The 23976-nt window shown below is 69.9% G+C and carries 19 protein-coding genes and 1 pseudogene; 4 read left to right on the forward strand and 16 right to left on the reverse strand.

The genetic code is table 11. From position 1 onward, the window contains the following. Nucleotides 1-137: 137 nt before the first annotated feature. On the reverse strand, nt 138-959 hold the full coding sequence (locus tag FBY35_RS32930; RefSeq protein ID WP_142217572.1) for a trans-aconitate 2-methyltransferase: 822 nt from the start codon (nt 957-959) through the stop codon (nt 138-140). 133 nt (nt 960-1092) lie between these two features. Between FBY35_RS32930 and tamR the strand changes: the two genes are divergently transcribed. Continuing rightward, complete coding sequence (gene tamR / locus FBY35_RS32935) at nt 1093-1590, forward strand: MarR family transcriptional regulator TamR (protein ID WP_142217573.1); 498 nt, start codon at nt 1093-1095, stop codon at nt 1588-1590. Here the strand turns inward: tamR and FBY35_RS32940 are convergent. From FBY35_RS32940 to FBY35_RS32975, 8 genes are all read right to left on the reverse strand, one after another. Continuing rightward, a complete protein-coding gene (locus tag FBY35_RS32940) occupies nt 1549-2325 on the reverse strand; it encodes a response regulator transcription factor (RefSeq protein ID WP_142218297.1) in 777 nt (258 codons plus the stop codon). The two genes, tamR and FBY35_RS32940, sit on opposite strands and share 42 nt — an antisense overlap. 304 nt (nt 2326-2629) lie before the next feature. Then, a complete protein-coding gene (galK, locus tag FBY35_RS32945) occupies nt 2630-3736 on the reverse strand; it encodes a galactokinase (RefSeq protein WP_142217574.1) in 1107 nt (368 codons plus the stop codon). Further along, nucleotides 3733-4740, reverse strand: a complete 1008-nt coding sequence (gene galE / locus FBY35_RS32950) for a UDP-glucose 4-epimerase GalE (protein WP_142218298.1) — start codon at nt 4738-4740, stop codon at nt 3733-3735. The genes galK and galE overlap by 4 nt, the downstream gene beginning before the upstream one ends. 5 nt (nt 4741-4745) lie before the next feature. After that, complete coding sequence (gene galT / locus FBY35_RS32955; RefSeq protein ID WP_142217575.1) at nt 4746-5789, reverse strand: galactose-1-phosphate uridylyltransferase; 1044 nt, start codon at nt 5787-5789, stop codon at nt 4746-4748. 225 nt (nt 5790-6014) lie between these two features. Continuing rightward, the gene (locus tag FBY35_RS32960; RefSeq protein WP_142217576.1) at nt 6015-6716 is read right to left on the reverse strand and encodes a LuxR C-terminal-related transcriptional regulator; all 702 of its coding nucleotides are present in this window, start codon (nt 6714-6716) and stop codon (nt 6015-6017) included. 206 nt (nt 6717-6922) lie between these two features. After that, nucleotides 6923-8704: a proline-rich domain-containing protein gene (locus FBY35_RS32965; protein ID WP_142217577.1), complete on the reverse strand. Its 1782-nt coding sequence runs from the start codon at nt 8702-8704 to the stop codon at nt 6923-6925. Between the two features lie 61 nt (nt 8705-8765). Next, nucleotides 8766-10550, reverse strand: coding sequence for a PQQ-binding-like beta-propeller repeat protein (locus FBY35_RS32970; protein ID WP_142217578.1), 1785 nt, complete (start codon nt 10548-10550; stop codon nt 8766-8768). Between the two features lie 608 nt (nt 10551-11158). Further along, nucleotides 11159-12964: an ABC-F family ATP-binding cassette domain-containing protein gene (locus tag FBY35_RS32975; RefSeq protein ID WP_142217579.1), complete on the reverse strand. Its 1806-nt coding sequence runs from the start codon at nt 12962-12964 to the stop codon at nt 11159-11161. Nucleotides 12965-13139: 175 nt separating this feature from the next. Here FBY35_RS32975 and FBY35_RS32980 point away from each other — a divergent pair, with 175 nt between their 5' ends. Continuing rightward, nucleotides 13140-14603: a recombinase family protein gene (locus FBY35_RS32980; RefSeq protein WP_160159360.1), complete on the forward strand. Its 1464-nt coding sequence runs from the start codon at nt 13140-13142 to the stop codon at nt 14601-14603. A gap of 6 nt (nt 14604-14609) precedes the next feature. Here FBY35_RS32980 and FBY35_RS32985 read toward each other — a convergent pair whose 3' ends face one another. From FBY35_RS32985 to rsmI, 6 genes are all read right to left on the reverse strand, one after another. Beyond that, nucleotides 14610-15506, reverse strand: coding sequence for a 4-(cytidine 5'-diphospho)-2-C-methyl-D-erythritol kinase (locus tag FBY35_RS32985; RefSeq protein ID WP_142217581.1), 897 nt, complete (start codon nt 15504-15506; stop codon nt 14610-14612). Further along, nucleotides 15503-16363: a 16S rRNA (adenine(1518)-N(6)/adenine(1519)-N(6))-dimethyltransferase RsmA gene (rsmA, locus tag FBY35_RS32990; protein ID WP_142217582.1), complete on the reverse strand. Its 861-nt coding sequence runs from the start codon at nt 16361-16363 to the stop codon at nt 15503-15505. Before rsmA ends, FBY35_RS32985 begins: the two co-directional genes overlap by 4 nt. Beyond that, nucleotides 16360-17568, reverse strand: a complete 1209-nt coding sequence (locus FBY35_RS32995) for a resuscitation-promoting factor (RefSeq protein WP_142218299.1) — start codon at nt 17566-17568, stop codon at nt 16360-16362. Before FBY35_RS32995 ends, rsmA begins: the two co-directional genes overlap by 4 nt. A 263-nt stretch (nt 17569-17831) precedes the next feature. Further along, nucleotides 17832-18701: a TatD family hydrolase gene (locus FBY35_RS33000; protein WP_142217583.1), complete on the reverse strand. Its 870-nt coding sequence runs from the start codon at nt 18699-18701 to the stop codon at nt 17832-17834. A gap of 33 nt (nt 18702-18734) precedes the next feature. Beyond that, on the reverse strand, nt 18735-19220 hold the full coding sequence (locus FBY35_RS33005) for a hypothetical protein (protein ID WP_142217584.1): 486 nt from the start codon (nt 19218-19220) through the stop codon (nt 18735-18737). A 128-nt stretch (nt 19221-19348) separates the two neighbouring features. Beyond that, nucleotides 19349-20236 carry a 16S rRNA (cytidine(1402)-2'-O)-methyltransferase gene (gene rsmI / locus FBY35_RS33010; RefSeq protein ID WP_186357122.1) on the reverse strand — a complete coding sequence of 296 codons (888 nt, stop codon included), beginning with the start codon at nt 20234-20236 and terminating at the stop codon, nt 19349-19351. A gap of 53 nt (nt 20237-20289) precedes the next feature. Here rsmI and FBY35_RS33015 point away from each other — a divergent pair, with 53 nt between their 5' ends. After that, nucleotides 20290-22011, forward strand: a complete 1722-nt coding sequence (locus FBY35_RS33015) for a dolichyl-phosphate-mannose--protein mannosyltransferase (RefSeq protein WP_142217586.1) — start codon at nt 20290-20292, stop codon at nt 22009-22011. A 20-nt stretch (nt 22012-22031) separates the two neighbouring features. Here FBY35_RS33015 and FBY35_RS37580 read toward each other — a convergent pair. Further along, a pseudogene (locus FBY35_RS37580) lies at nt 22032-22142 on the reverse strand (DNA alkylation repair protein); the annotation flags it as partial. Nucleotides 22143-22317: 175 nt separating this feature from the next. Here FBY35_RS37580 and FBY35_RS33025 point away from each other — a divergent pair. Beyond that, on the forward strand, nt 22318-23964 hold the full coding sequence (locus FBY35_RS33025; protein ID WP_142217587.1) for a penicillin-binding transpeptidase domain-containing protein: 1647 nt from the start codon (nt 22318-22320) through the stop codon (nt 23962-23964). The last annotated feature ends 12 nt before the right edge of the window (nt 23965-23976 follow it).

Raw genomic sequence — 23976 nt, forward strand, 5'->3', positions numbered from 1 at the left:
CCGTACACAGAGCGCCCCGTCGCACCGGACCGCCGGTCGGCGGGGCGCTCCCGCGCTCAGAGGTCCCCCGGCCTCGTCGGCTCCAGGAACTCATCCCGAGGGCGCGGCGAGCTGGACACGGTCAACAGCGGCGAGCATCACGCCCCCTTTCGTGCGACGGCGAAGACGCGGCGGAACGGGAAGACCGTGCCGTGCGGGCCCGGTGGGTAGGCCTTGCGGAGCAGGTCGCGGTACTGGCCGAGGAATTCGTGCTCCGCGTCGGGATCGTCGGCGAGTTCGGTGAGGACCGGGCGCAGGGCCGTGCCCTTGACCCAGTCGAGCACCGGGTCCTCCCCGGTCAGGAGCTGGAGATAGGTGGTTTCCCAGGTGTCCGCCTCGCAGCCGAGATCCACCAGGCGGCCCAGATAGTCGGCGGGCTCCAGGATGTGCACATACCGGCGACCGTGGTCGCCGAGGCGGTCGCGCCACTGCGGGGTGGCGCAGAGCTCGCCGAGCAGGGCGTGGCTGGGGGAGGTGAAGTTGCCGGGTACCTGGAAGGCGAAGCTTCCTCCGGGGTTGAGGCCGTCGATCCAGAGAGAGAAGGACTCGGGATGGTTGGGCACCCATTGCAGTGCGGCATTGGAGACGATCAGGTCGTACGGCGCCTCGGGCGTCCAGTGCGCGGCATCGGCGAGCCTGAAGTCGAGCCGGCCGCCGCCTGCCGTGGTACCCGCGTGCTCCTTCTCCGCCATCGCGAGCATCTCGGGAGAGAGGTCGAAGCCGGTGATGCGGGCGTCGGGCCAGCGGTCGGCGAGCAGCGCGGTGACATTGCCGGGGCCGCAGCCGATGTCCGCGATACGGGCGGGCCGGCCGAGGTCGGGGAGCTGCGGTATTCGGTTGAGCAGATCCAGGAACGGCCGGGTCCTGTGCCCTGCGTGGCGCAGGTACTGATGCGGATCCCAGGTTGGTTCGGAATGCATGTTCGAGCCCCCTTTTGGTGGAACGGCGTGCCGAAGCGGAATGGAGTTCCGGCCCGACCATGCCCAAGGTTGAACCCTAATATATCTTGATGTCAAGAGACTTCACATCGACAGACCCTCTACACTGATCGACATGGAGGACGAGGTCGATCGACTGGTCGCAGCATGGCGCCGTGAGCGCCCCGACCTCGACGTGGAACCGCTCGAGGTGCTCAGCCGCGTCTCCCGGCTCGCCCGCCATCTCGACCGGGCCCGCAGGATCGCCTTCTCCGAGCACAATCTCGAGCCGTGGGAGTTCGACGTGCTCACATCGCTGCGGCGCGCGGGCGCTCCGTATCAGCTCTCGCCCGGCCAGCTGCTGACCCAGACCCTGGTCACCTCCGGCACGATGACCAATCGCATCGACCGGCTCGCCAAGAAGGACCTGGTGGAGCGGTTGCCGGATCCCAGTGACCGGCGCGGGGTACTGGTGCGCCTCACCCCCGAAGGGCGGGATCGTGCGGACCAGGCGCTGGCCGGGCTGCTCGCGCAGGAGCGCGCGATCCTCGCCGAACTGTCGCGGGCTCAGCGGGCGGAACTGGCGGCGTTGCTACGCCAGTTGACCGCCCCGTTCGACAACATCCCCGGCTAGGTCGACCGGGCCGACACCGGCGCGGCGCGCGAGAGCGACCGCGGCGAGGGTGGAGTGGACGCCCAGTTTCCCCAAGACGTTCTGCATATGCGTGCGGACGGTGTGCGGAGACAGAAACAGGCGCTCGGCGACGGCTTTGCGCCCCAGGCCCGCGACCATACAGCGCAGTACCTCCCGCTCGCGCGGGGTGAGCGACTCCACGAGCCGTTCGCTCTCCGTGCGGTGCTTGCGAGCCGCGGTCAACTCCCGCAGGACGCCGGTGAGCAGGGCAGGCGGCAGATGTGTCTCGTCCCGCAGCACCCCCCGTATCACCGCGAGCAGCCGCTGCAGCGAGCAGTCCTTGGCGACCCAGCCGGAGGCACCCGCCTGGAGCGCGAGGGCGGCGCGGCGCGGGTCGTCCTTCTCGGCGAGCACGACGGTGCGGACCGCGGGCTGGCCGGAACGGACGCCGCCGACCAGGGAGATGCCGTCGACGAGGCCCTCCTCGCCGTTGTCCGGCACGGCACGGGCGACCACCGCACCGGCGCCGGGGACCGGCTGGGTCCCGAGGTCGGCGTCGACGAGCATGACATCGAATCTGCGCCCCTCGACGGCCGCACGCTCCAGACACCGCAGCGCGGCCGGGCCGCTGCCGGCCGCGGCGACATCGACGTCGGGCTCGGCCGCGAGGGCGGCAGCGAGCGACTCGGCGAAGATTCGGTGGTCGTCCACCACCAGGACCCGGATACGAACCACAGACACCCCCAGTGTCGGAGGACAGAACGGCGCGGGTACGGCGCCCGGAGAATGGGGAACTACAGCGGTCGCTCGGCCGCCGCCGCGCTGTGACTGATACCCCGCCCCGGGCGTCCTACCCGACTGTCGCGCCCCCTGATCGACACCGGCCCCCACCGGTGCTGAGCATCAGCGTACGGCTGGGTGACCGGAGCGGAAGGCTATTTGCAGAACTGATTGGCCAGGCTGTTCAGGGTGTGCCTGATGTTTCGTATTGAGGCAGAAGTCGACAAAGATCGGCGCAGTGCGGGCCTGGTCTTCCTCCTCAGGACACGCGCCTCGCGCCCGCCGACGGGGTCGCCGTGAAGATCCGCGGCTCCGCGCGGCCCTCTGCGGCGAAGGACTCCAGGAGCGACGTGCGCAACCCCGCCGATGCCGACGCCTCCGTCAGGACGATCGCCGAGCCGCCGAAGCCGCCCCCCGTCATCCGCGCGCCCAGCGCGCCCGACGCGAGGGCGGTGTCCACCACCAGGTCCAGCTCCGCGCAGGAGACACGGAAGTCGTCCCGCAGCGAGGCATGGCCCTCGGTCAGGAGCGGGCCGATCGCGCGGACCTCGCCGGACTCCAGAAGAGCGATCACCCGCTCGACCCGGTGGTTCTCGGTCACGATGTGCCGTACCAGGAGGCGCACTTCGGGGTCCTCCAGCCGGGCCAGTGCCGCCTCCAGACCGGCGTACGGGACGTCCCGCAGCGCCGGGACGCCCAGAGCCGCCGCGGCCGATTCGCAGCCGGCGCGGCGTTTGCCGTACTCGCCCTCGCTGTGGGCGTGCTTCACGCGGGTGTCGACCACCAGGAGTTCGAGGCCGAGCGCCGCCAGGTCCAGGGGGATCTGGCGCTGCGAGAGGTCCCGGGTGTCCAGATGCAGGGCGTGGCCCGCGGTGCAGCAGGCGGAGGCCGTCTGGTCCATGATTCCGGTGGGCGCGCCGACGTAGACGTTCTCGGCGCGCTGGCACAGCCGGGCCGTGCGCCACCGCTCCAGGCCCAGTTCGTACAGGTCGTTCAGGGCCAGCGCCGTGACGACCTCCAGCGCCGCGGACGAGGAGAGGCCCGCGCCGGTGGGGACCGTCGACTCGTAGTGAATGTCCGCACCCCCCACCGCGTGGCCCGCGTCCCGCAGCGCCCAGACCACGCCCGCCGGGTAGTCGGTCCAGCCGCCCGGGCCGTGCCCGGGCGTGAGGTCCGCGACGCGGAGCTCCACCGCGTCGCCCTCGGCGTCCGCCGAGTGCAGCCGCAGCACCCCGTCGTCTCGCCGCGCAACCGTCGCGAGGGTGGTGTGGGGCAGCGCGAAGGGCATGACAAAACCGTCGTTGTAATCGGTGTGTTCACCGATCAGATTCACCCGCCCGGGCGCCGCCCACACACCGTCGCTCATGACCCGTTCTTCCTCCCCCGGGCGAAGTCCCAGGCGTCCGACACGATTCCCGCCAGATCCGCGCGGCTCGGCTGCCAGCCCAGGCGTTCCTGCGCGGTGGCCGCGGAGGCGACGAGTACCGCCGGGTCGCCGCCGCGGCGCGCCGCGGCGACCTCGGGGACGGGGTGCCCGGTCACCTTCCGTACGGTCTCGATGACCTCACGGACCGAGAAGCCGTTGCCGTTGCCGAGGTTGCAGATCAGGTGCTCGCCGGACTTCGCGGCGTCCAGCGCGAGCAGGTGCGCGTCGGCCAGGTCGGCGACATGGATGTAGTCGCGTACGCACGTGCCGTCCGGCGTCGGGTAGTCGTCGCCGAAGACGGAGATCGACTCCCGCTTTCCGAGCGCGACCTGGAGTACGAGCGGAATGAGATGCGACTCGGGATCGTGGCGCTCACCGTAACTGCCGTACGCGCCTGCCACGTTGAAGTACCGGAGCGACACCGCGGCCAGACCGTGCGCCACCGCCTCGCCCGTGATCATGTGATCGACGGCCAGCTTGGACGCGCCGTACGGACTGGTCGGCGCCGTCGGGTCGGTCTCCGTGATGGGTGTGGAGACGGGTTCGCCGTAGGTCGCAGCGGTGGAGGAGAAGACCAGCTTGCGCACTCCTGCGGACCGCATCGCCGCGAGCAGCTCCATCGTCCCGCCGACGTTGTTCGCCCAGTACTTCTCGGGCCTGACCACGGACTCGCCGACCTGCGAGCACGCGGCGAAGTGCAGCACCGCCTCGTACGTGGAGTCCAGCCACCTGGAGGCATCGCGGATGTCGCCCTCGACGAAGGTGGCGCCCGAGGGGACGCCCTCGCGGAAGCCGGTGGCGAGATTGTCGAGGACGGTTACCTCGTGCCCCGCCTCCAGCAGGTGCTGCGCCACCACGCTGCCGACATATCCCGCACCGCCCGTGACCAGGTATTTCGGGGGTCCGGGGGTCGCCCCCCGGGTAGATACAGCCTTCTGCGGCATGCTGCTCACTCGCTCGCTACCTCTCGCAGTCGCTCGGCCGCGGTTTCCGGCGGCACGTCGTTGATGAACACGCTCATACCGGACTCGGAACCCGCGAGGAACTTCAGCTTGCCGGAAGTGCGGCGGATGGTGAAAAGCTCAAGATGCAGCCCGAAGTCACTCCGGTTGACGTGGTGGAAGGGCGCCTGGTGCCACGCCGCGATGTACGGCGTGGGCGGTTCGGCGTCCCCGAAGATCCGGTCGAAGCGCCTCAACAGTTCCAGATAGATCTGTGGGAACTCTGTGCGCGCGGCCTCGTCCAGCGCCCGGAGGTCCGGGACGCGCCGGAGGGGATAGAGATGCACCTCGTACGGCCAGTGCGCCGCGTACGGCACGAAGGCGACCCAGTGCCCGCCCTCCAGCACGATCCGTGCGCCCTGCGCGCGCTCCCGTTCCACGAGGTCGTCGAAGAGATTGCGCCCGGTTGCGGCCCGGTGCTCGGCGGCCGAGCGCAGCATGAGCGAGGTACGGGGCGTGACAAAGGGGTACGCGTAGATCTGCCCGTGCGGATGAGCCAGCGTGACGCCGATCTCCGCGCCCCGGTTCTCGAAGCAGAAGACCTGCTCCACCTGCGGGAGTTCGGCCAGGTCGGCGGTGCGGTCGGTCCATGTTTCGAGGACCAGCGCGGCCCGCTCCTCGCCGAGGTCGGCGAAGGATGCGTCGTGGTCGGAGGTGAAGCAGACGACCTCAGAGCGGCCGGAGCGGCCGGCCAGGGAAGGAAAGCGGTTCTCGAAGACAGCGACGTCGTAGTCGGCGGCGGGGATCTCGCTCAGGCGTCCGTCCCGGGACGGACAGAGGGGGCATTCGTCGGCCGGCGGGTGGTAGGTGCGGCCCTGGCGGTGCGAGGCGATGGCGACGAAGTCGCCGAGGAGCGGGTCGTGGCGGATCTCGGAGGTGGTGGAGATGGGATCGAGCGGCCGCCGGTCGACGGCGTCGCGTACGGCGTCGTCGCGGGAGTCGTAGTAGAGCAGCTCACGACCGTCGGCGAGCCGGGTCGACGTCTTCTTCACCTGGGGCTCCCTCAGCCTCCCAACAAACAGAACCGCACATAACAAATCACAAGCCAACAGGTCGCGTCAATGGGCAGGGCAGGCGACAGAGAGCGCTTGCACTCAAGGTGTGAACACGTTCGGATGACAGCTCATCGACGTGTTTGCGCGGCACAACCGCGCAGAAAGGGGGGCGCCGCGACCGCGCCCAGGTGCCGCGACGGCGCCCGGCGGACACCCGCTGGATCAGCCGTGATCCGTCGCCGGTCCGGACGAGGGCGAGACGACCGCCGCCCGGTCGAGGAGCCCGGTGCGGGCGGCCAGGGCAGCCGCCTCCAGGCGGGAGCCGACCCCCAGTTTCATCAGCACCCGCTGTACGTGTGTACGGGCCGTGCTCGGCGCGATCCCCATGCCCGCCGCGATCACCCGGGTGTCCTCGCCCTCAGCGACCCGCACCAGCACCTCGACCTCGCGCGGGGTGAGCAGCTGGAGCAGCCGTTGCCCCTCGTCGTCCGGCTGGGCGGCCGGGTTGAGCAGTTCGGCGAACGCGCCCTGAAGCAGCTGCGGAGCCACCACGGCCTCGCCCGCCCGCGCCTTGACCATGGCCCGTTCGACACCCTCGATGCGCTCGTCGTGGCGTACGTAACCGGAGGCGCCGGCGGCGAAGGCCGCGGCGATCCCGCGCGGGCTGGGTACCGGGCCGAGCACCACCACGGCCACCTGCGGGCGTTCCCGCTTGATCTTGACGATGGGGTCGAAGGCGCCGGGTTCCGCCGGGGTCGCAGTGCCCAGCAGGCACACCTCGGGCGCCCTGCTGACCACCAGTTCCGCCGCGCCGGCCGCGGGGGCCGCCGCCGCGAGCACTCGGTGCCCGCGCAGCTTCAGGGCCGAGGCGAGTGCCTCGGCGAGCAGTCGATGATCATCGAGCACCATGAGCCGCACGCCCATCGAGCAACCCCCATCCCCGCGAGCTGGCCCCCCGGCCCTCTGCCCCGGCAAGCTACACGCTTGTTCGAGATCGCGCGCCCCCAACGTGGCAGAAGCCACACAGAGTGCCGAATTCTTCGCCAAACAGGGCTACTTATGACCGCGGCCCGGCACATCGGTGATCCAATGTGCCGGGCCGGAGGCCTCATTGCGACGCCTGTGGGGTGTCAGTCCGCCGTACTGAAGGCCACCGTCAGGTACTTCTTCCCGAACGTGGACGGCGTCCGGCTCAACAGAGTCGCCCCGACATACAGCCGCCCGTTCGCATACCGGTACTCGGCGCTGTCCGAGGAGAAGCTGGTCTCCGCCTCCCGCACCGCCTTGTCGGCCGGATTGTCCATCAGCACGGTCTGCTTGAAAGTGGCGCCGTCGATGCTCACGACCTGGCCGCCCTTGTCGTAGGGAGGCCACTTGTACGCCAGGATGTTTCCGCCGTCCATGCGGATCGGGAACATCGTGAACCGGTCGCCCGCGTCGGCGCGGTCGCTGGTCGGCTTCCCGGTGGCAAGGTCGTACGAAACGATCTCGTTGGTGTCGCCGTACTCCCCGCTGCCCTCGTGATCGGCGGTCGGCAGATACAGCCTGCCGTTGCCGGCCACGACCTTCTGGCAGGTCTCCACCTCGGTGGAGCCGCACCTGGCCTGGAACTTGTCGCCCGTCGCCGAGATCTTGGCGCGCAGAGCGCCCTTCTCGTCGATCGAGAAGAAGTCCGAGATACCGCCCGAGCCGGTGTCGCCGACATCGGCGGCGACGACCAGCGGCTTGGTCGAGACGATGCTCGCGTATTCGACGCCGGGCGGCAGCTTGTACGAGAAGGCGGGGGTGCCGTTGTCCGGGTTCAGGCTCTGGATGACGACCTGCGGGTTGTCGTACGTACCGCACTTGCGGGCGGCGACGAGCGCCGGGCCGCCGCCGTAGCCCATGTCGTAACAGCCCTCGGCGTCGACCTTGGGCTTCCAGCGGACGGCGCCGCTTGTGAGGTCGAAGGCCGCGCCGCCGTCGGTGCCGCCCGCGGCGACCGTGCTGCCGCTCTGGGTGACTTCGGAGAACTTGACCTTGCCGTCACCGCTGGAGGTGCCGGTGACGGACTTGCTCCACAGCAGCTTGCCGGTGTTGAGGTCGACGACGCCGACCTCGGTGCACTGCTCGTAGTTCTTCGGCGGGATCCGCTTCTTGGCCTCGAAGACGATCGCGGCCTTGTTGTCCTCGGACAGGTGGCGGGAGGCCGCACAGATCTGCCCGGGGAGCGGAAGCGTCCACAGCGGGGTGCCCTTGGCCGCGTCGTAGCCGACAAGGGAGTTGACGCCGGGCTTGACGTAGGCCTTGTCGGTGACCCAGGAGCCCTTGACGCTCGTGATGTCGGTCCGCGCGGGCTCCGGCAGCTGGAAGGCCACCTTGGAGTGGACGTTGGCGGACGCCTTCTCCTTGCCGGGACCGTCGGCGGCCTTGCCGCCACCGCTGCCGCCGCCGTCGGAACCATTGGTTCCGCCACTGGCGCTGTTCTTGGCCTGGTCGTTCTTGTCCTCGCCCCCGTCGTCCTTGGAGGCGAACCAGATGCCACCCGCGACGATCAGCACGACGGCGACGGACGCCGCGATGATGATCTGCATCTGGGTGCTCAGCTTCTTGCCGCCGCCGCTGCCGCCGGGCTGGGGCGGCATGTACTGCGGCTGCATGGGCTGCGTCGGGTATCCGTAACCGGGCTGGCCCTGCGGCCCTGCCTGCGGGTAGCCGTAGCCCGGTGCCTGCCCGGGCGCCTGCGGGTAGCCGTAGCCGGACTCCCCCGGCGGCGGGGTCTGCGGATAGCCGTAGGAGGGATCCTGCGGGGGCGGCGTCGGAGCTCCGAAGCCTCCCGGCGGAGGGTCCTGGGGCGCGCCGAAGCCTCCCTGCGGGGGCTGGCCCGGAGGTTGACCCGGTGGCTGGTTCGGCGGCGGGGGCGGCTGCGTCATGGCGTACTACCTCGGAAGGGTGCTGGAGAGGGGACGTGGGTCGAAAGGACTCAGGACGCGGTCACTTGCCGAAGGCCATCATGGTCTTCGTCTCCTTCTCCTCCTTGTCGTTGCTGGCGCTGACACGGCCGCTGGCGATGAAGAACCGGCCGTCCGCGTACGCCATCTTCGAGGAGAAGAAAGAGCTCTCGATCTCGGCGGTCGATGCCGGGTGCTGCAGCAGCACCTTCGGCGCGCCACCCGTCGGCGCGATCGTGGCGACCGCGCCGCCCGCGTCGTACGACGCGTCCACGTAGACGAGGACGCTGCCGCTCTCCATGCGCAGCGGGGTCATCTTGTGCTTGCCCCCGGCAGGCGAACGCCACTTCTCCTTGCCGGTGTCGAGGCTGAACGCGACGACCTCGTTGGCGGTGCCGTAGGCGGTCTCGGTCGACATGTAGAAAGTGGAGGCGTCGGCGGCCACGCCGGTACAGCCCTCCAGGTTGTGCCCGAAGACCACGAACGCGCCGCCGCAGCGCGGCGCGAACTTGTCCTTGCCGCCCTGGATCTGCGAGCGCAGCCTGCCGTTGTCGGTCAGCGCGACGATCGACCACTTCTTCGGCTCACGCTGGGTCAGCGAGATGACCGGCGGGCTGACCGAGTAGACCTTGTCGATCTCCCAGCCGACCGGGGCGTTGTACGTCCACCTGGCCTTGCCGGTCGCCGGATCGACCTCCGACAGCTGCTGCTTGGGCTTGTCGTAGTCCGACGTGGGGCAGCTCGCGACGGTGAGCAGCTTGGGTCCGCCCGCGAAGGCCCCCGGCTTGCAGCCCTCGCTCGGGCCCTTGAAGAGCTGCTTGCCGTCCGCCAGAGAGAAGCCGTACGAGTTGCCGCTGCCGCCCGCGGCAAGGGTGTTGCCGCTGATCGACAGGGTGAAGTCGGAGAGCGAACCGAACGGGCCGCCGGCCTTGGGGATCGGCTTCGTCCAGCCCGCCTTGCCGGTGTTGATGTCGATCATCTGCAGTTTGAGGCACTTGGCCTTCTCGGTGAGGCCGTCCTTGACGCCCACGACGATCTTGCCGTCGGCGGAGGTCTGCGGCGCGGCGGAGCACACCTCGGCGCTGAGCGGGACGGTCCACTTCTTCTTGCCGTCGGTCACCGAGTAGCCGACGACCTCCTTGTACATGGCCTTGACGACGGTGTCGCCGGCCACCCAGGGGCCGAAGACCTCGGCACCGTTGCGCGGCAGGTCGACATCGTTCTTCGACAGGAAGAGGACCTTCGCCTCGCCCGGCTTGCGTCCGGCGTTGAGGTCGTCGTCGCCGTCGCGCCCGTCGCCGCTGCCGTCGCCCTGGTCGACGGACGCCGAGCCGGTGGGCTTGGGGTCGTCGCTCTTGCTGACGTTCTTCTCGTCCTTCTTGTCGTCACCGCCGCTGAGGGCGAGGTAGGTTCCGCCGCCGATCACCAGCAGTCCGGCCACGGCCGCGCCGATGATGACGCCCGGCCTGCCCTTGAAGAAGTTGCCGCCGCCGCTGCCGCCGCCGGGCGGGGTGGGCGCGCCCGGGTACTGCGGCTGCGTGGGGTAACTGCCGTAGGGACCAGCCTGCTGGCCGTACGGCCCGGGCTGGTTGTACGGACCCGGCTGGCCGGGGGCCTGCTGCGGGTAGCCGTAGCCGGCCTGCGCGGGCGGCTGCTGCGGATAGCCGTAACCGGGAGCGCCGGGGGGTGCCGCGGGCGGCGGGCCCTGCGGGGCGGGCGGCGCCTGCGGCGGCTGCGCGGGCGGCTGAGGAGCGCCGAATCCGCCCTGCGAAGGCTGGTTCGGGGGCTGACTCGGCGGCTGCGGGGGCTGGTTCGGCGGCTGCGTCATGGGTGATTACCTCTGGAAATGGGGAGATGGGAGAAGGCCGTTGATACGGGTGGGCAGTGAGGCCGACGGCGGGCTTGTCGTCCTTGCCGTCACCGCCGAGCGCGAACCAGGTACCGCCGCCGATGACCGGCAGGCCCGCGGCCGCGGCGCCGATGACCGCTCCGGGCCTGCGGTTGAAGCACCCGCCGCCACTGCTGCCGGGCGGGATTTGCCCAGCGGGAGACTGCGGCTGGGCCGGGTAACTGTACGGCCCGGGGGGCTGGTTGGACGGCCCGGCTGCCGACCGCACGGACCTGGCGGCTGCGAACCCCGAGAAACGCCGAAGCCACCCCACGGCTGCTGCTCGCCGGGCCGCTGAGTCATCGGCACTTCCCCCTTGGTGCGGCCCGCTGTCCTGGCCGGTCTCCCCCGCTGATCCGCCGTGCGTTCGCTCCGGCAGGGAGCGATTCGGACACGGAACCCGCTGTTTCATATGAGTCGAGCGGTGCTTCTTTCTATCACCCGGGAACGCATGAACGAGGGTCCGGTCCGCCCCTGTTCCCAAGGGAGGACCGGCCCGTAATGGGGTTGTTACTCGCTCTCCACGGCTTCTCTACGCAGCAAGCCGGCTACGCGTCCTCGGCCAGTTCGAGCCAGCGCATTTCCAACTCGTCCCGCTCACCGATCAGTTCGCGAAGCTCCGCGTCCAGTTTCGCCACCTTCTCGAAGTCCGTGGCATTGTCGGCGATTTGGGCGTGCAAGCTGGTCTCCCGGTCGGAGATCTTGTTCAGCTGCCGCTCGATCCTCTGGAGTTCCTTCTTCGCCGCCCGCACGTCCGCCGCCGACTTCTCGGTCGTCGGGGCGGCGGGCGCCGCGGCCACCGCCGGAGCGGCGGTCTCGATCATCCGCTGCCTGCGCTCCAGGTACTCGTCGATGCCGCGCGGCAGCATCCGCAGGGCCGCGTCGCCCAGCAGCGCATATGTCTTGTCCGTCGTCCGCTCGATGAAGAAGCGGTCGTGGGAGATGACGACCATCGAGCCCGGCCAGCCGTCGAGCACGTCCTCCAGCTGGGTCAGCGTCTCGATGTCGAGGTCGTTGGTGGGCTCGTCGAGGAAGAGGACGTTCGGCTCGTCCATCAGCAGACGCAACAACTGCAGCCGGCGGCGCTCACCGCCGGACAGGTCGCCGACCGGAGTCCACTGCTTCTCCTTGGTGAAGCCGAACTGCTCGCACAGCTGGCCCGCGGTCATCTCCCGGCCCTTGCCGAGGTCGACCCGGTCCCGCACCCGCTGGACGGCCTCGAGCACCCGCAGGTTCGGGTCGAGCTCGGCGACCTCCTGCGAGAGGTAGGCCAGCTTCACGGTCTTGCCCACGACGATCTTCCCGGCGGCGGGCTGCTGCTCGCCCTGCGTACGCGCGGCCTCGGTGAGCGCGCGCAGCAGCGAGGTCTTGCCTGCGCCGTTCACGCCGACCAGGCCGACACGGTCGCCGGGACCGAGCTGCCAGGTCAGATGCTTCAGCAGCACCTTCGGTCCGGCGGTGACGGTCACGTTCTCCAGGTCGAAGACGGTTTTCCCGAGGCGGGCGTTGGCGAACCTCATCAGCTCGCTGGTGTCGCGCGGCGGCGGCACATCGGCGATCAGTTCGTTGGCGGCCTCGATGCGGTAGCGCGGCTTGGACGTACGGGCGGGGGCGCCGCGCCGCAGCCAGGCCAGCTCCTTGCGCATCAGGTTCTGCCGCTTGACCTCTTCGGTGGCCGCGATGCGCTCGCGTTCGGCGCGCGCGAAGACGTAGTCGCTGTAGCCGCCCTCGTACTCGAAGACCGAGCCGCGCTGCACGTCCCACATCCGGGTGCAGACCTGGTCGAGGAACCAGCGGTCGTGGGTGACACAGACCAGCGCCGAGCGGCGGGCCTGCAGATGCTTCGCCAGCCAGGCGATGCCCTCCACGTCGAGGTGGTTGGTGGGCTCGTCGAGAACGATCAGGTCCTGCTCGGCGATGAGCAGCTTGGCGAGCGCGATCCGGCGGCGCTCACCGCCGGAGAGCGGGCCGATGACGGTGTCCAGGCCCTGCTCGAAGCCCGGGAGATGCAGATCGCCGAAGAGCCCGGTGAGGATGTCACGGATCCGCGCGTTCCCGGCCCACTCGTGGTCGGCCATGTCGCCGATGACCTCGTGCCGGACGGTCGCCTCGGGATCGAGCGAATCGTGCTGTGTGAGCACGCCGAGCCGCAGACCACCGCTCTGGGTGACCCGCCCGGTGTCGGGCTCCTCCAGCTTGGCAAGCATGCGGATGAGGGTCGTCTTGCCGTCGCCGTTGCGGCCGACCACGCCGATGCGGTCCCCTTCGGAGACGCCGAGGGAGACTCCGTCGAGCAGGGCACGGGTTCCGTACACCTTGCTGACTGCCTCGACATTGACCAGGTTGACGGCCATCAACACTCCAGGTGAGGGGATCAATCGGCCTCTCAGCCTAGTCCCCGGCGGTGGCTCGCCGTCCTGCCGCCCCGTAGACCACACACCATATGGTTACTTATTGCGATTTCAGCATCACTTTCTGTGCGACCATTGCAGAATCCTCCAACAAACGAAAGTTGAGTCAAGGAGCATCATGGAAGAGCGCCCTATTCGAGCTGCGATATACCTCCGGCTCAGTCGCGACAACCGCGGCAGCACGTCGATCGCCTCACAGCGCGAAGACTGCAGGGCTGTGTGCAAGTCTCGCGGCTGGGACGTCGTTACAGAGGTGGAGGACGTAGACATATCCGGGTCGCTCCCGGTCGACGCACGCCCGGCACTGCGGTCTATCTTCGCCGAATTGGATCGGTTTGACGTCCTCCTTGTGGCCCAACCCGACCGGCTCGCGCGGTCGACCGCCGTGGCGCTGAGTCTGCTTCAGAACCTGGACGCGGCAGGAAAGTCGCTCGCCACCGCGCGGGATCTGCTGGATTCGGCAACTCCCGATGGGAGACGGAAGATCCTTTCCGCCGTCGCCGACGCCGAGGGAGAGAGCAGTCTCATCCAGGCGAGGATCCGCCGTTCCAGAGCATCCCTCCGAGAAGCGGAGCGCTGGATCGGCGGGAACGCCCCTTATGGTTACCGAATTATTGGGGACACCAATGGCGGGAAGCGTCTCGCGCTACATGAGAAAGCTGCAGACCGCATGCGCTGGATCGTGGGGCAGATCCTCGAAGGTGAGACCGTCACCGCCGTGTGCCACGCCCTCAACTCTGCTGGAGTGCCGTCGCCCGGGACTGTCAGTTCCAGAACCGGCAAGGTCTCCCCCTGGTCCCCGACCGTCTTGCGACGCATGCTCCAGTCCCCGGCCCTGCTCGGTCGCCGCACGATCGGCAGCGGCCGTGATAGACGCGCGGTCGTGGATGCGGCCGGTCGGCCTGTATCTGTGGGGCCGCCCTTGATCGATGTGGAGACGTGGGACAGTTTACAAACAACCCTGGCAGCCCGGCGTACGACGGCCCAGCGCCCCCGCCTACATTCGTCCCTGCTATTGCACATCGCGCACCGCGCGGAGTGTGGCTCGCCACTGCACTACAACAGCCGTCGGCTCCTGCACGGCGGCGGAGCGAACGACGTGTATCGATGCGCAACCGGCTGCAAGGTGCTGATCTCTGCCGTGCGGCTGGAAGAAGCGGTCCAGCGACGGGTTCTTGGGGAGTTCGGCGAACTGCCCTTCATCGCACGGATTCCCGTTGCCCTTGGCCAACCAGACGAGCACGTTGACCAGTTGCGAGCGGAAGTCGAGGAATTGGCCGGTCGGCTGGCGAATCTGCGTGGACTGGCTGCCGATGCCGTACAGAGACAACTCGAATCTCGGGCTTCCCTTCTGGAGAAGCTGCAGTCAGCAGCTCCTATCCCTTGGGATTGGACATCAACCGGGATATCCGTGAGTGAGGAGTGGGAAGTCCGCGGCGTCGGCGGCCGTCGTCAGATCCTCGTCGATCTGGGTGTACGCGTCGCTGTCAGTCCGGCGAACAACCAGCGCCGGTGGACTCCTGATCGTCTGCATATTTCAGCCACCGGCCCCGGCCCTCTCCTAGCCCGGGCAGTCGGATGACCACCCCTACCGAACAACCCTCGCGCCGCGTGCCGGCGACGAGGCCACCCTCGCGTCGCGGCACGTCCCCGACGCGAGCAGCGCCTCCGCTACCGAGTGCGCCGATTCCTCGTCCTTCGTCAGGAACGCCGTCGTCGGGCCCGAGCCCGAGACCAGCGCCGCCAGCGCGCCCGCCGATGTGCCCGTCTGCAGGGTGTCCGCCAGGGACGGCCGCAGGGACAGGGCAGCGGGCTGCAGGTCGTTGGCGAGGGCGCCCGCGAGCGCCGGCGCGTCGCCCGTGCGCAGCGCGTCGAGCAGTGCCGTGGACGCCGCTGGTGCCGGGACCGCGACCCCCTCGGTCAGGCGGTCGAACTCGCCGTAGACCGCCGGTGTCGACAGGCCGCCGTCCGCCACCGCGAACACCCAGTGGAACGCGCCGCCCACCTCCAGCTCGGTCAGCAGCTCGCCGCGGCCCGTGCCCAGCGCCGCCCCGCCCACCAGGCTGAAGGGGACGTCGCTGCCCAACTCGGCGCAGATGGTGAGCAGTTCGGCGCGGGTGGAGCCGAGGCCCCACAGGGTGTCGCAGGCCAGCAGGGCCGCCGCGCCGTCCGCGCTGCCGCCCGCCATGCCTCCCGCGACCGGGATGTCCTTCGCGATGTGGATGTGGACGTCGGGGGCCAGCCCGTGCCGCGCGGCGAGCAGTTCGGCCGCCCGCGCCGCCAGGTTCGTACGGTCCAGGGGGACCTGGCCCGCGTCCGGACCCGAGCAGGTGATCGTCAGGGAGGGCGCCGGGCTCACCGTCACCTCGTCGTACAGCGAGACGGCGAGGAAGACATTGGCGAGGTCGTGGAAGCCGTCGGCCCGCGCGCTGCCCACCGCCAGCTGGACGTTGACCTTGGCAGGGACCCGTACCGTGACGCTCACGCCTTCGCCTCCGCGATCCGTGCGAACTCCTCGACCGTCAGGGCCTCTCCGCGGGCCTGCGGGGAGACACCGGCGGCCACCAGGGCCTTCTCCGCCGCCGCGGGCGATCCGGCCCAGCCCGCGAGCGCCGCCCGCAGCGTCTTGCGCCGCTGCGCGAAGGCCGCGTCGACCACCGCGAAGACCTCCGCCTTGGTGGCGGTGGTGTCCACCGGCTCGGCCCGGCGCACCAGCGAGACCAGGCCGCTGTCCACGTTCGGCGCGGGCCAGAACACGTTCCGGCCGATCGACCCCGCCCGCTTCACCTCTGCGTACCAGTTCGCCTTGACCGAGGGGACGCCGTAGACCTTGTTGCCGGGCGATGCCGCCAGCCGGTCCGCGACCTCTGCCTGCACCATCACCAGCGTCCGTTCGATCGTCGGGAAACGGTCCAGCATGTGCAGGAGGACGGGTACGGCGACGTTGTACGGGAGGTTCGCGACCAGCGCCGTCGGCTCCACCCCCGGCAGTTCCTCGACGAGCATCGCGTCGGAGTGGACCAGCGAGAAGCGCGTCGCGCGCTCCGGCATCCGGGCCAGGATCGTCGAGGGCAGGGCGCCCGCGAGCACATCGTCGATCTCGACGGCGACGACCCGGTCCGCCGCCTCCAGCAGCGCGAGGGTCAGAGATCCCAGCCCCGGGCCGACCTCGACGACCACGTCGTCCTCGCGCACCTCGGCGGTGCGGACGATCCTGCGGACCGTATTGGCGTCGATGACGAAGTTCTGGCCGCGCTGCTTGGTGGGGCGTACGCCCAGCGCTGCGGCCAGTTCACGGATGTCGGCGGGGCCGAGGAGTGCGTCGGGCTCAGTGGTGCTCACCGATACAGCCTACGGCCGCAGTGCGGCCACGGACTCGCCCCCCGCTGCACGTAGAGCTTCTTGGCCCGGTACGTCTGTTCCTCCGCCGGCGCGTCCTGCGGGAGCCCAGTACCGCCCAGATCGTGCCAGGTTCCCATGTCGAACTGGTACAGCCCGCCGTAGTTCCCCGACGGATCCACCGCGCGAGCCCGTCCGCCCGACTCGCACAGCGCGAGGGCGCCCCAGTCCAGGCCGTCCGCGCCGCGCACGGAATCCGGCAGCGGCCTGGTGCCCACCTTCACCTGCTGGGTGACCGGCTCCCGCACGACCTCCTCGGCGACCTTTCTCGGCTTCTGCCGCACCCCGTTGACCGTCCGCAGGGCGTAGGTGACGCGCCGGGCGCCCTGCCTGCCCTGCCGTACGACGACCTCCGTGCCCGCGAAGAGCGAGGAGTCGCGGGTCCTCTCGGTGTCGTACGCGATGGGCTCCTCGCGCACCTCCCGGGTGGCGGTGATCCGCATGACGGTGACGGTCTGGCCGTCGCGCGGGAAGCTGCCGGGCGGCACGGAGGTGGTGTCCTGGCCGTGCAGTGCGATCCCGGCCTCGCCCAGTGCCTCGCTGACAGTCGCCGCGTTCGTACGGATGGTCCGCTCGCGCCCGTCGGCCATGAAGGTCACGGTCCGCTCGGTCCGCACGTCCAGGACGAGGCCGTGGCGGGAGATCGCCTGGGAGCGGGACGCGGACAGATACGCGCCCTCGGCCCGCACCCCGAGCTGGCGCAGCGCGCCGTCGACCGTGCGGGCGGTGGTCCACACACGGCGGGGCTGCCCGTCGAGGGTGAGCATGACGGGCCGGCCGTAGCGGACGACGATGTCGTCACCGCTGGCGAGAGCCGCGCCGGGGGCCGGGGCGACGATGTCGTGCGCCCCGACGGCGACCCCCTCGTCCTCAAGGAGTTCGTCCACGTCGTCGGCGAAGGTGTGCATGGTGCGGGGGGCGCCGTCGACGGTGAGGCGGACGGCCTTGTCGTTGGCGACGAAGGCGGAGGTGCCTCCCGCCAGGAAGGCGACGACGAGGGCCTGCGGGACGAAGCGGCGCAGGGTGTCGGGCTTCTCGGCGGTTCTGCGGCGGTGTGCTGCCCGCCGGGCCTCGGCGCGTCCGACCGGCCCCGCCGGGTCGGGGACGGGGCTCTGCCGGGGCAGTGACGGGAACGGCGGAGGGGCCATCGAGGGGGGCGGCGGCGGAACCACCGCATACGTCGGCGTGCGGCCCTCCGCGCCGCCGACGCTCTGGCTCTCGTACGACGGGACGGCGCGGCGGCCGCCACGCGCGGCACGGTGACTGCCCTGCGAATTGCTCACGACGCTCCGTAAGGTCCGGTCCGGTCCGCCCGATGGCGTTGCGGGCCGGGACGATAGCGGAGTCCGGTCACTCTCCCAAGCGATTCGACTACGCAGTGTCGCGACGCTACCCTGTGGGCCGTTATCCCTCAGTAATCAAAGGCGCGGGCCGTGTTGGCCGCGATCGCCCCGGCCAGCGTGTCCTCGTCGAGCCCCTTCACGGCCGCCATGGCACGCAGCGTGACCGGAATGAGATACGGCGCATTGGGCCGTCCGCGGTACGGCGCGGGCGTGAGGAAAGGCGCGTCCGTCTCGACGAGTACGAGTTCGAGCGGGGCGACGGCGAGCGCGTCGCGCAGCGGCTGGGCGTTCTTGAAGGTCACATTGCCCGCGAAGGACATGAAATAGCCTGCGGCGGCGCAGACTTCGGCCATTTCGGCGTCACCGGAGTAGCAGTGGAAGACGGTCCGCTCGGGAGCGCCCTCCTCGGCGAGGATCCGTAGCACATCGGCGTGCGCGTCGCGATCGTGGATGACGAGTGCTTTGCCGTGCCGCTTCGCGATCTCGACATGGGCGCGGAACGAGCGCTCCTGGGCGGCGATTCCGTCGGCTCCCGTACGGAAGTAGTCCAGGCCGGTCTCGCCGACTGCCTTCACCTGGTCCAGGGCGGCGAGCCGGTCGATCTCGGCGAGCGCGTCGTCGAGGGCGCTGTCGCCGCCGCCCTCACGGGCGCGCTGGCGGGACCATCCCTCCGGATCGCCGAGGACGATCCGCGGGGCCTCGTTGGGGTGCAGCGCGACCGCGGCGTGCACGCCGTCGTGCGCCGCAGCCGTCTCCGCCGCCCATCGCGAGCCCTTGATGTCGCAGCCCACCTGCACGACGGTCGTCACACCGACCGCCGCGGCCCTGGCGAGGGCCTCTTCGACCGTGCCCTCCTGCATGTCCAGGTGGGTGTGCGAATCGGCGACCGGTACCCCAAGGGGTTCGGGCAGCGGCGGTGGGGCTGACTTCGAGCTCATGGGCGCGATCCTACGAGGCTCGCGCCCGGGACCTCACTTGCGGTGGAAGGGGTGCAGGAGATCGGAGAGATGCCAGTGGTGGGGCTCGCCCGCCTGGGGCTTCGCGGCCTCGGCCATCGGAGCCTCGGACTGCCCGGCCTCGGACTTCGCGGTCTCGGCGGCCTGCTCGGCCTTCGCGGCCCTCTCGGCCTTCTTGGGCTTTTTGACCCGCTGGGGCTCTCCGTGCGGCGCACTCGGCAGCGGTCCTGTTATCGCGACGGACTGTCCGACCAGGTTGTGCATCGACGAGACCTGTCCCGCCCGCATGATCCGTACGACATGCCCGCCGCAGTTCATGCAACTCGGGCTCGAGAGCGGAGACGGCACCCGCAGACCGTTGGCCTTGTACACGACGTGTTCCAGGCCCGCGCCGTCGATGTGATGCTCTATCTCGTACTCCTGCTCCCAGCCGTGCCCGCAGCGCATACAGGCAAAGGCGTATGCCTCGTGGACCTTGGCGCCACCCGTGATCTCACTCATGCCAGCTCCTCTCCACCGATCCAGTGGACGCCCATTACGGCGGGAGCGCATCAGCGCCTGTCGATTAATGGTGTGGTCTTTGGTATTCCCATGCAGAAAGGGTCAGGACGCGGCTTGCGCTTTGCCTTTTACGATAGTCCTTTACCGTCCGCGGGCACCTTCCGATCCGCATTCTTTGCCGCGACCACGGCATCGAAGACCTCCCGTTTGGGCAGTCCTGCTTCGGCGGCGACGGCGGCGATGGCCTCCTTGCGCCGCTCCCCCGCCTCCTCGCGCACCTGCACCCTGCGTACCAGCTCTGCGGGGTCGAGCTCACCGGGCACGGCCTGTGGCGCCCCCTCGACGACAACGGTGATCTCTCCGCGTACGCCTTCCGCCGCCCAGGCCGCGAGCTCGCCGAGACCGCCGCGCTTGACCTCCTCGTAGGTCTTGGTCAGCTCCCGGCACACGGCTGCCCGCCGCTCGGCGCCGAATACATCGGCCATCGCGGCAAGGGTGTCGTCGAGCCGGTGCGGGGCCTCGAAATAGACAAGGGTGCGCCGCTCGTCCGCGACCTCGCGCAGCTTGCCGAGCCGTTCCCCGGCCTTGCGCGGCAGAAAACCCTCGAAGCAGAAACGGTCCACGGGCAGCCCCGACAGGGCTAGCGCGGTCAGCACGGCGGACGGCCCCGGCACGGCGGTGACCTTGATGTCCTTCTCGACGGCGGCCGCCACGAGCCGGTAGCCGGGGTCCGAGACGGACGGCATTCCGGCGTCGGTGACGAGCAGCACCCGGGCCCCGCCGGCAAGCGCCTCGACGAGCTCCGGCGTACGCGCGGACTCATTGCCCTCGAAGTACGAAACGACCCGCCCGGTGGTGTGCACACCGAGCGCCTGGGTCAGCCTGCGCAGCCGCCTGGTGTCCTCGGCCGCGACGATGTCGGCGCCCTCCAGCTCGGCGGCGAGCCGGGGCGGCGCGTCCGCGACATCACCGATGGGGGTCCCTGCGAGTACCAGCGTTCCTGTCACATACGCCATCCTCGCAGGACCGGACGCACGACTCGCACAGTCGCGTTCCCTACGATGGCGCGGTGACCAGTACCGCGCCACGGACCCTTCAGGGCAAGGACGCCGATCAGCAGCCCTCAGGCTGGCAGCAACGGCTGCGCAGATTCGGCTACACGCCCAGGCCGGTGATCGGGCTGCACGAGCGCCTGGTGCCGCCGTACACCCGCCCCTCCGAGCGCGTGTGGCAGGTGTTCGGCATCCCGCCGGCGTTCGCGGACAGGCTGCTGCGCTGGGCGGCCTGGGGCGGACCGCTGCTGGTGGCGATCGTCGCGGGCGTGCTGCGGCTGTGGAACCTCGGCAAGCCGGATGCGGTGATATTCGACGAGACGTACTACGCCAAGGACGCCTGGGCCCTGATCAACCAGGGGTACGAGGGCAGCTGGCCGAAGGACATCGACAAACAGATCCTGGCCGACCCGTCCAGCGTCCCGGTCCCCACCGCCCCCGGGTATGTGGTGCATCCGCCGGTCGGCAAATGGGTCATCGGCCTCGGCGAGCACTTCTTCGGGTTCAACCCGTTCGGCTGGCGGTTCATGGTCTTCCTGCTCGGCACGCTGTCGGTGCTGATGCTCTGCCGCATCGGCAGGAGGCTGTTCCGCTCGACGCTCCTGGGCTGCGTGGCCGGAACGCTGCTCGCCTTCGACGGCCTGCACTTCGTGATGAGCCGCACGGCGCTGCTCGACCAGGTGCTGATGTTCTTCGTGCTCGCGGCCTTCGGGTGTCTGGTCATCGACCGCGACTGGGCCCGCAGGAGACTCGCGGCGGCGCTGCCGACGGACGAGGAGGGGATCCTGCGGCCGGACGCCACGATCGCGGAGACCCTGCGCCTCGGCTGGCGCCCCTGGCGCCTGGCGGCGGGCCTGATGCTGGGACTTGCCGCGGGCACCAAGTGGAACGGCCTGTATGTGATGGTCGCGTTCTGCCTGATGACGGTCCTGTGGGACGTCGGCGCCCGCCGGACGGCGGGCGCGGTGCAGCCGTACCGGGCGGTGCTCAGGAAGGACGTCGTACCGGCGTTCGTCTCGACGGTGCCGGTCGCGATCGTGACGTACATCGCGACCTGGACCGGCTGGATCGTCACCGACAAGGGCTACTTCAGGGACTGGGCCCAGAAGGACGGCAGGGGCGGCAACTGGACATGGCTGCCGGACTGGCTGCGCAGCCTGTGGCACTACGAGAACGAGGTCTACGAGTTCCACGTCAACCTGACCTCCGGCCACACCTACCAGTCCAACCCGTGGAGCTGGATCGTCCTGGGCCGCCCGGTCTCGTACTACTACGAGGACCCGAAGGCGGGCACGCAGGGCTGCCCGGCGGACGCGGCGGACAAGTGCGCGGCGGAGGTCCTGGCGCTGGGCACACCGCTGTTGTGGTGGGCGGCCTGTTTCGCGGTCTGCTACATCCTGTGGCGCTGGTTCTTCCGCCGCGACTGGCGCGCGGGCGCCATCGCCTGCGGGATCGCGGCGGGCTGGGTGCCGTGGTTCTTCTACCAGGAGCGCACGATCTTCCTGTTCTACGCGGTCGTGTTCGTGCCGTTCCTGTGCCTGGCGGTGGCGATGATGATCGGCGCGATGCTGGGCCCACCGGGATCGGACGAACGCAGACGGGCGATCGGGGCGATCGGCGCGGGTGTGCTGGTGCTGCTGATCATCTGGAACTTCATCTACTTCTACCCGCTGTACACGGGGACGCCGATCCCGGTGGAGGACTGGCGGAACCGGATGTGGCTGGACAGCTGGGTCTAGCAGGGACGACGGCCGCCCCCTCCTGCCAGGTCGAGGCCTTCGGGCTTCTTCGTCACGCGTTCGGTGGTCAGCGCCCGGCCGGCACTCGCGACCACCGGATCCGGATCGGCTGACCGGGCAAGGCGCAGCTCCGGTTCGCGCCGAGCCTGAGGGCGCGGAGCGCTGGGTGCGGGCGCCCCGCACCCCCCGAAGGTGCGGGGCCGCGGTGTTGCCGCCCGCGCCCGAGCGTCGCGGTCCGATAACGGCCGGCGCTGCTGTCACTCCTGTCCCGTAGAGTGCTTGGACTCCTGGGGAGGGGACTGCAGCATGCGCAGTGGAGCGAAAGTCGCCGTCGTCGGCGGCGTATTCCTGGTCGTCGCCGGTGGCGTGGGCTACGGGGGCTACAACCTGTTCAACGGGCTGACCGACCACGGCGGTGGCGGGAACGACACCAAGTCCGCCTCCGCGCCCAAGAAGAGCGGGCCGCTCAGTGCCGAGGAGATCGACAAGACCGCCAAGGACTTCCTCGCGGCCTGGGCGGGCGGGAATGCTCCGGAGGCCGCGCAGCTCACCAACAACGCCGCCGAGGCGGGGCCGTCGCTTGCCGGGTATCGCGATCAGGCACATGTGTCCGCGGCCGTGATCACACCGGGTGCGGCGGTCGGCGCGAAGGTGCCGTTCACCGTCAAGGCGACGGTGACGTACGACGGGCAGAGCAAGCCCTGGTCGTACGCCTCCGAGCTTACCGTCGTGCGCGGGCTGACCACCGGGCGGGCGCTGGTCGACTGGGTGCCCGCCGTCGTGCATCCCAAGCTGACAAAGGGCACCACGCTCAAGACGGACCAGGCCGCGGCCCCGCCGATCAAGGCCCTGGACCGCAAGGGGCGGGAGCTGACGAAGGAGAAGTACCCCTCGCTCGGGCCCGTCCTTGACTCGCTCCGCAAGAAGTACGGCGAGACCGCGGGCGGGACGGCCGGTGTCGAGCTGGTCATCTCGTCCGGCGATCCGGCCACGCCCGACCAGACCCTGCTGACCCTGACCAAGGGCAAGGAGGGCAGGCTGCCCACCACGCTGGACGCGGATGTGCAGGCCGCCGCGGAGAAGGCCGTGAAGCAGTACGGGCATGCGTCGGTCGTCGCCGTCAAGCCCAGTACGGGCGAGATCCGGGCCGTCGCCAACAGCCCCGCCGACGGCTACAACACGGCGATGATGGGCGCCCAGGCACCCGGCTCCACGCTGAAGATCGTGAGCTCGACGATGATGATGGACAACGGCGTCGTCGACGGGCCGAGTACGAAGGTGCAGTGTCCGCCGACCGTCACGTGGGAAGGCGTCACCTTCCACAATCTCGACGACTTCAAGATTCCCGGCGGCACGTTCAAGGACAGCTTCAGCCGGTCCTGCAACACCGCCTTCATCAAGGCGGTCAAGCCGCTGAACAAGCGCGGCATCGCCGGCCGCGCACTGGGCGAGACCGCACGCAAGTACTTCGGGATCGGCCTCGACTGGCAGACGGGCGTCGTCTCCGTCGACGGCAGCGTGCCGGAGTCCTCGGGCGCGGAGACCGCCGCCTCGTACATCGGGCAGGGCAAGGTCGCCATGAACGCGCTCAACATGGCCTCCATCACCGCCACCGCCAAGAACGGCGCCTTCCACCAGCCGGTGATCGTCCCGCAGTCCCTCGACAACCGCGAACTGGCAACGGCGCAGCCGCTTCCGGACTCCATCGCGCGGGCGCTGCGCGAGATGATGCGCGCCACCGCGCAGTACGGCACGGGCGCGGCCGCCCTGTCCGGCGTCGGCGGCGACAAGGGCGCGAAGACCGGCTCGGCGGAGGTGGACGGCCAGGGCAAGTCCAACAGCTGGTTCACCGGGTACGCCGACGATCTGGCGGCCGCGGCGGTCGTGCAGTCGGGCGGGCACGGCGGCGACGCGGCAGGGCCGGTGGTCGCGCAGGTGTTGCGCGCCCGCTGAGCAGATCGGTCG

The organism is Streptomyces sp. SLBN-118, from assembly GCF_006715635.1.
Classification (GTDB): Bacteria; Actinomycetota; Actinomycetes; order Streptomycetales; family Streptomycetaceae; genus Streptomyces.

Excerpts from the sequence above, each read along its gene's own strand:
- FBY35_RS32930 (WP_142217572.1), bottom strand. The coding sequence starts at position 959 with ATGCATTCCGAACCAACCTGGGATCCGCATCAGTACCTGCGCCACGCA.
- tamR (WP_142217573.1), top strand. The coding sequence starts at position 1,093 with ATGGAGGACGAGGTCGATCGACTGGTCGCAGCATGGCGCCGTGAGCGC.
- galK (WP_142217574.1), bottom strand. The coding sequence starts at position 3,736 with ATGAGCGACGGTGTGTGGGCGGCGCCCGGGCGGGTGAATCTGATCGGT.
- galE (WP_142218298.1), bottom strand. The coding sequence starts at position 4,740 with ATGCCGCAGAAGGCTGTATCTACCCGGGGGGCGACCCCCGGACCCCCG.
- FBY35_RS32960 (WP_142217576.1), bottom strand. The coding sequence starts at position 6,716 with ATGGGCGTGCGGCTCATGGTGCTCGATGATCATCGACTGCTCGCCGAG.
- FBY35_RS32965 (WP_142217577.1), bottom strand. The coding sequence starts at position 8,704 with ATGACGCAGCCGCCCCCGCCGCCGAACCAGCCACCGGGTCAACCTCCG.
- FBY35_RS32970 (WP_142217578.1), bottom strand. The coding sequence starts at position 10,550 with ATGACGCAGCCGCCGAACCAGCCCCCGCAGCCGCCGAGTCAGCCCCCG.
- FBY35_RS32975 (WP_142217579.1), bottom strand. The coding sequence starts at position 12,964 with ATGGCCGTCAACCTGGTCAATGTCGAGGCAGTCAGCAAGGTGTACGGA.
- FBY35_RS32980 (WP_160159360.1), top strand. The coding sequence starts at position 13,140 with ATGGAAGAGCGCCCTATTCGAGCTGCGATATACCTCCGGCTCAGTCGC.
- FBY35_RS32995 (WP_142218299.1), bottom strand. The coding sequence starts at position 17,568 with ATGGCCCCTCCGCCGTTCCCGTCACTGCCCCGGCAGAGCCCCGTCCCC.
- FBY35_RS33000 (WP_142217583.1), bottom strand. The coding sequence starts at position 18,701 with ATGAGCTCGAAGTCAGCCCCACCGCCGCTGCCCGAACCCCTTGGGGTA.
- FBY35_RS33005 (WP_142217584.1), bottom strand. The coding sequence starts at position 19,220 with ATGAGTGAGATCACGGGTGGCGCCAAGGTCCACGAGGCATACGCCTTT.
- rsmI (WP_186357122.1), bottom strand. The coding sequence starts at position 20,236 with ATGGCGTATGTGACAGGAACGCTGGTACTCGCAGGGACCCCCATCGGT.
- FBY35_RS33025 (WP_142217587.1), top strand. The coding sequence starts at position 22,318 with ATGCGCAGTGGAGCGAAAGTCGCCGTCGTCGGCGGCGTATTCCTGGTC.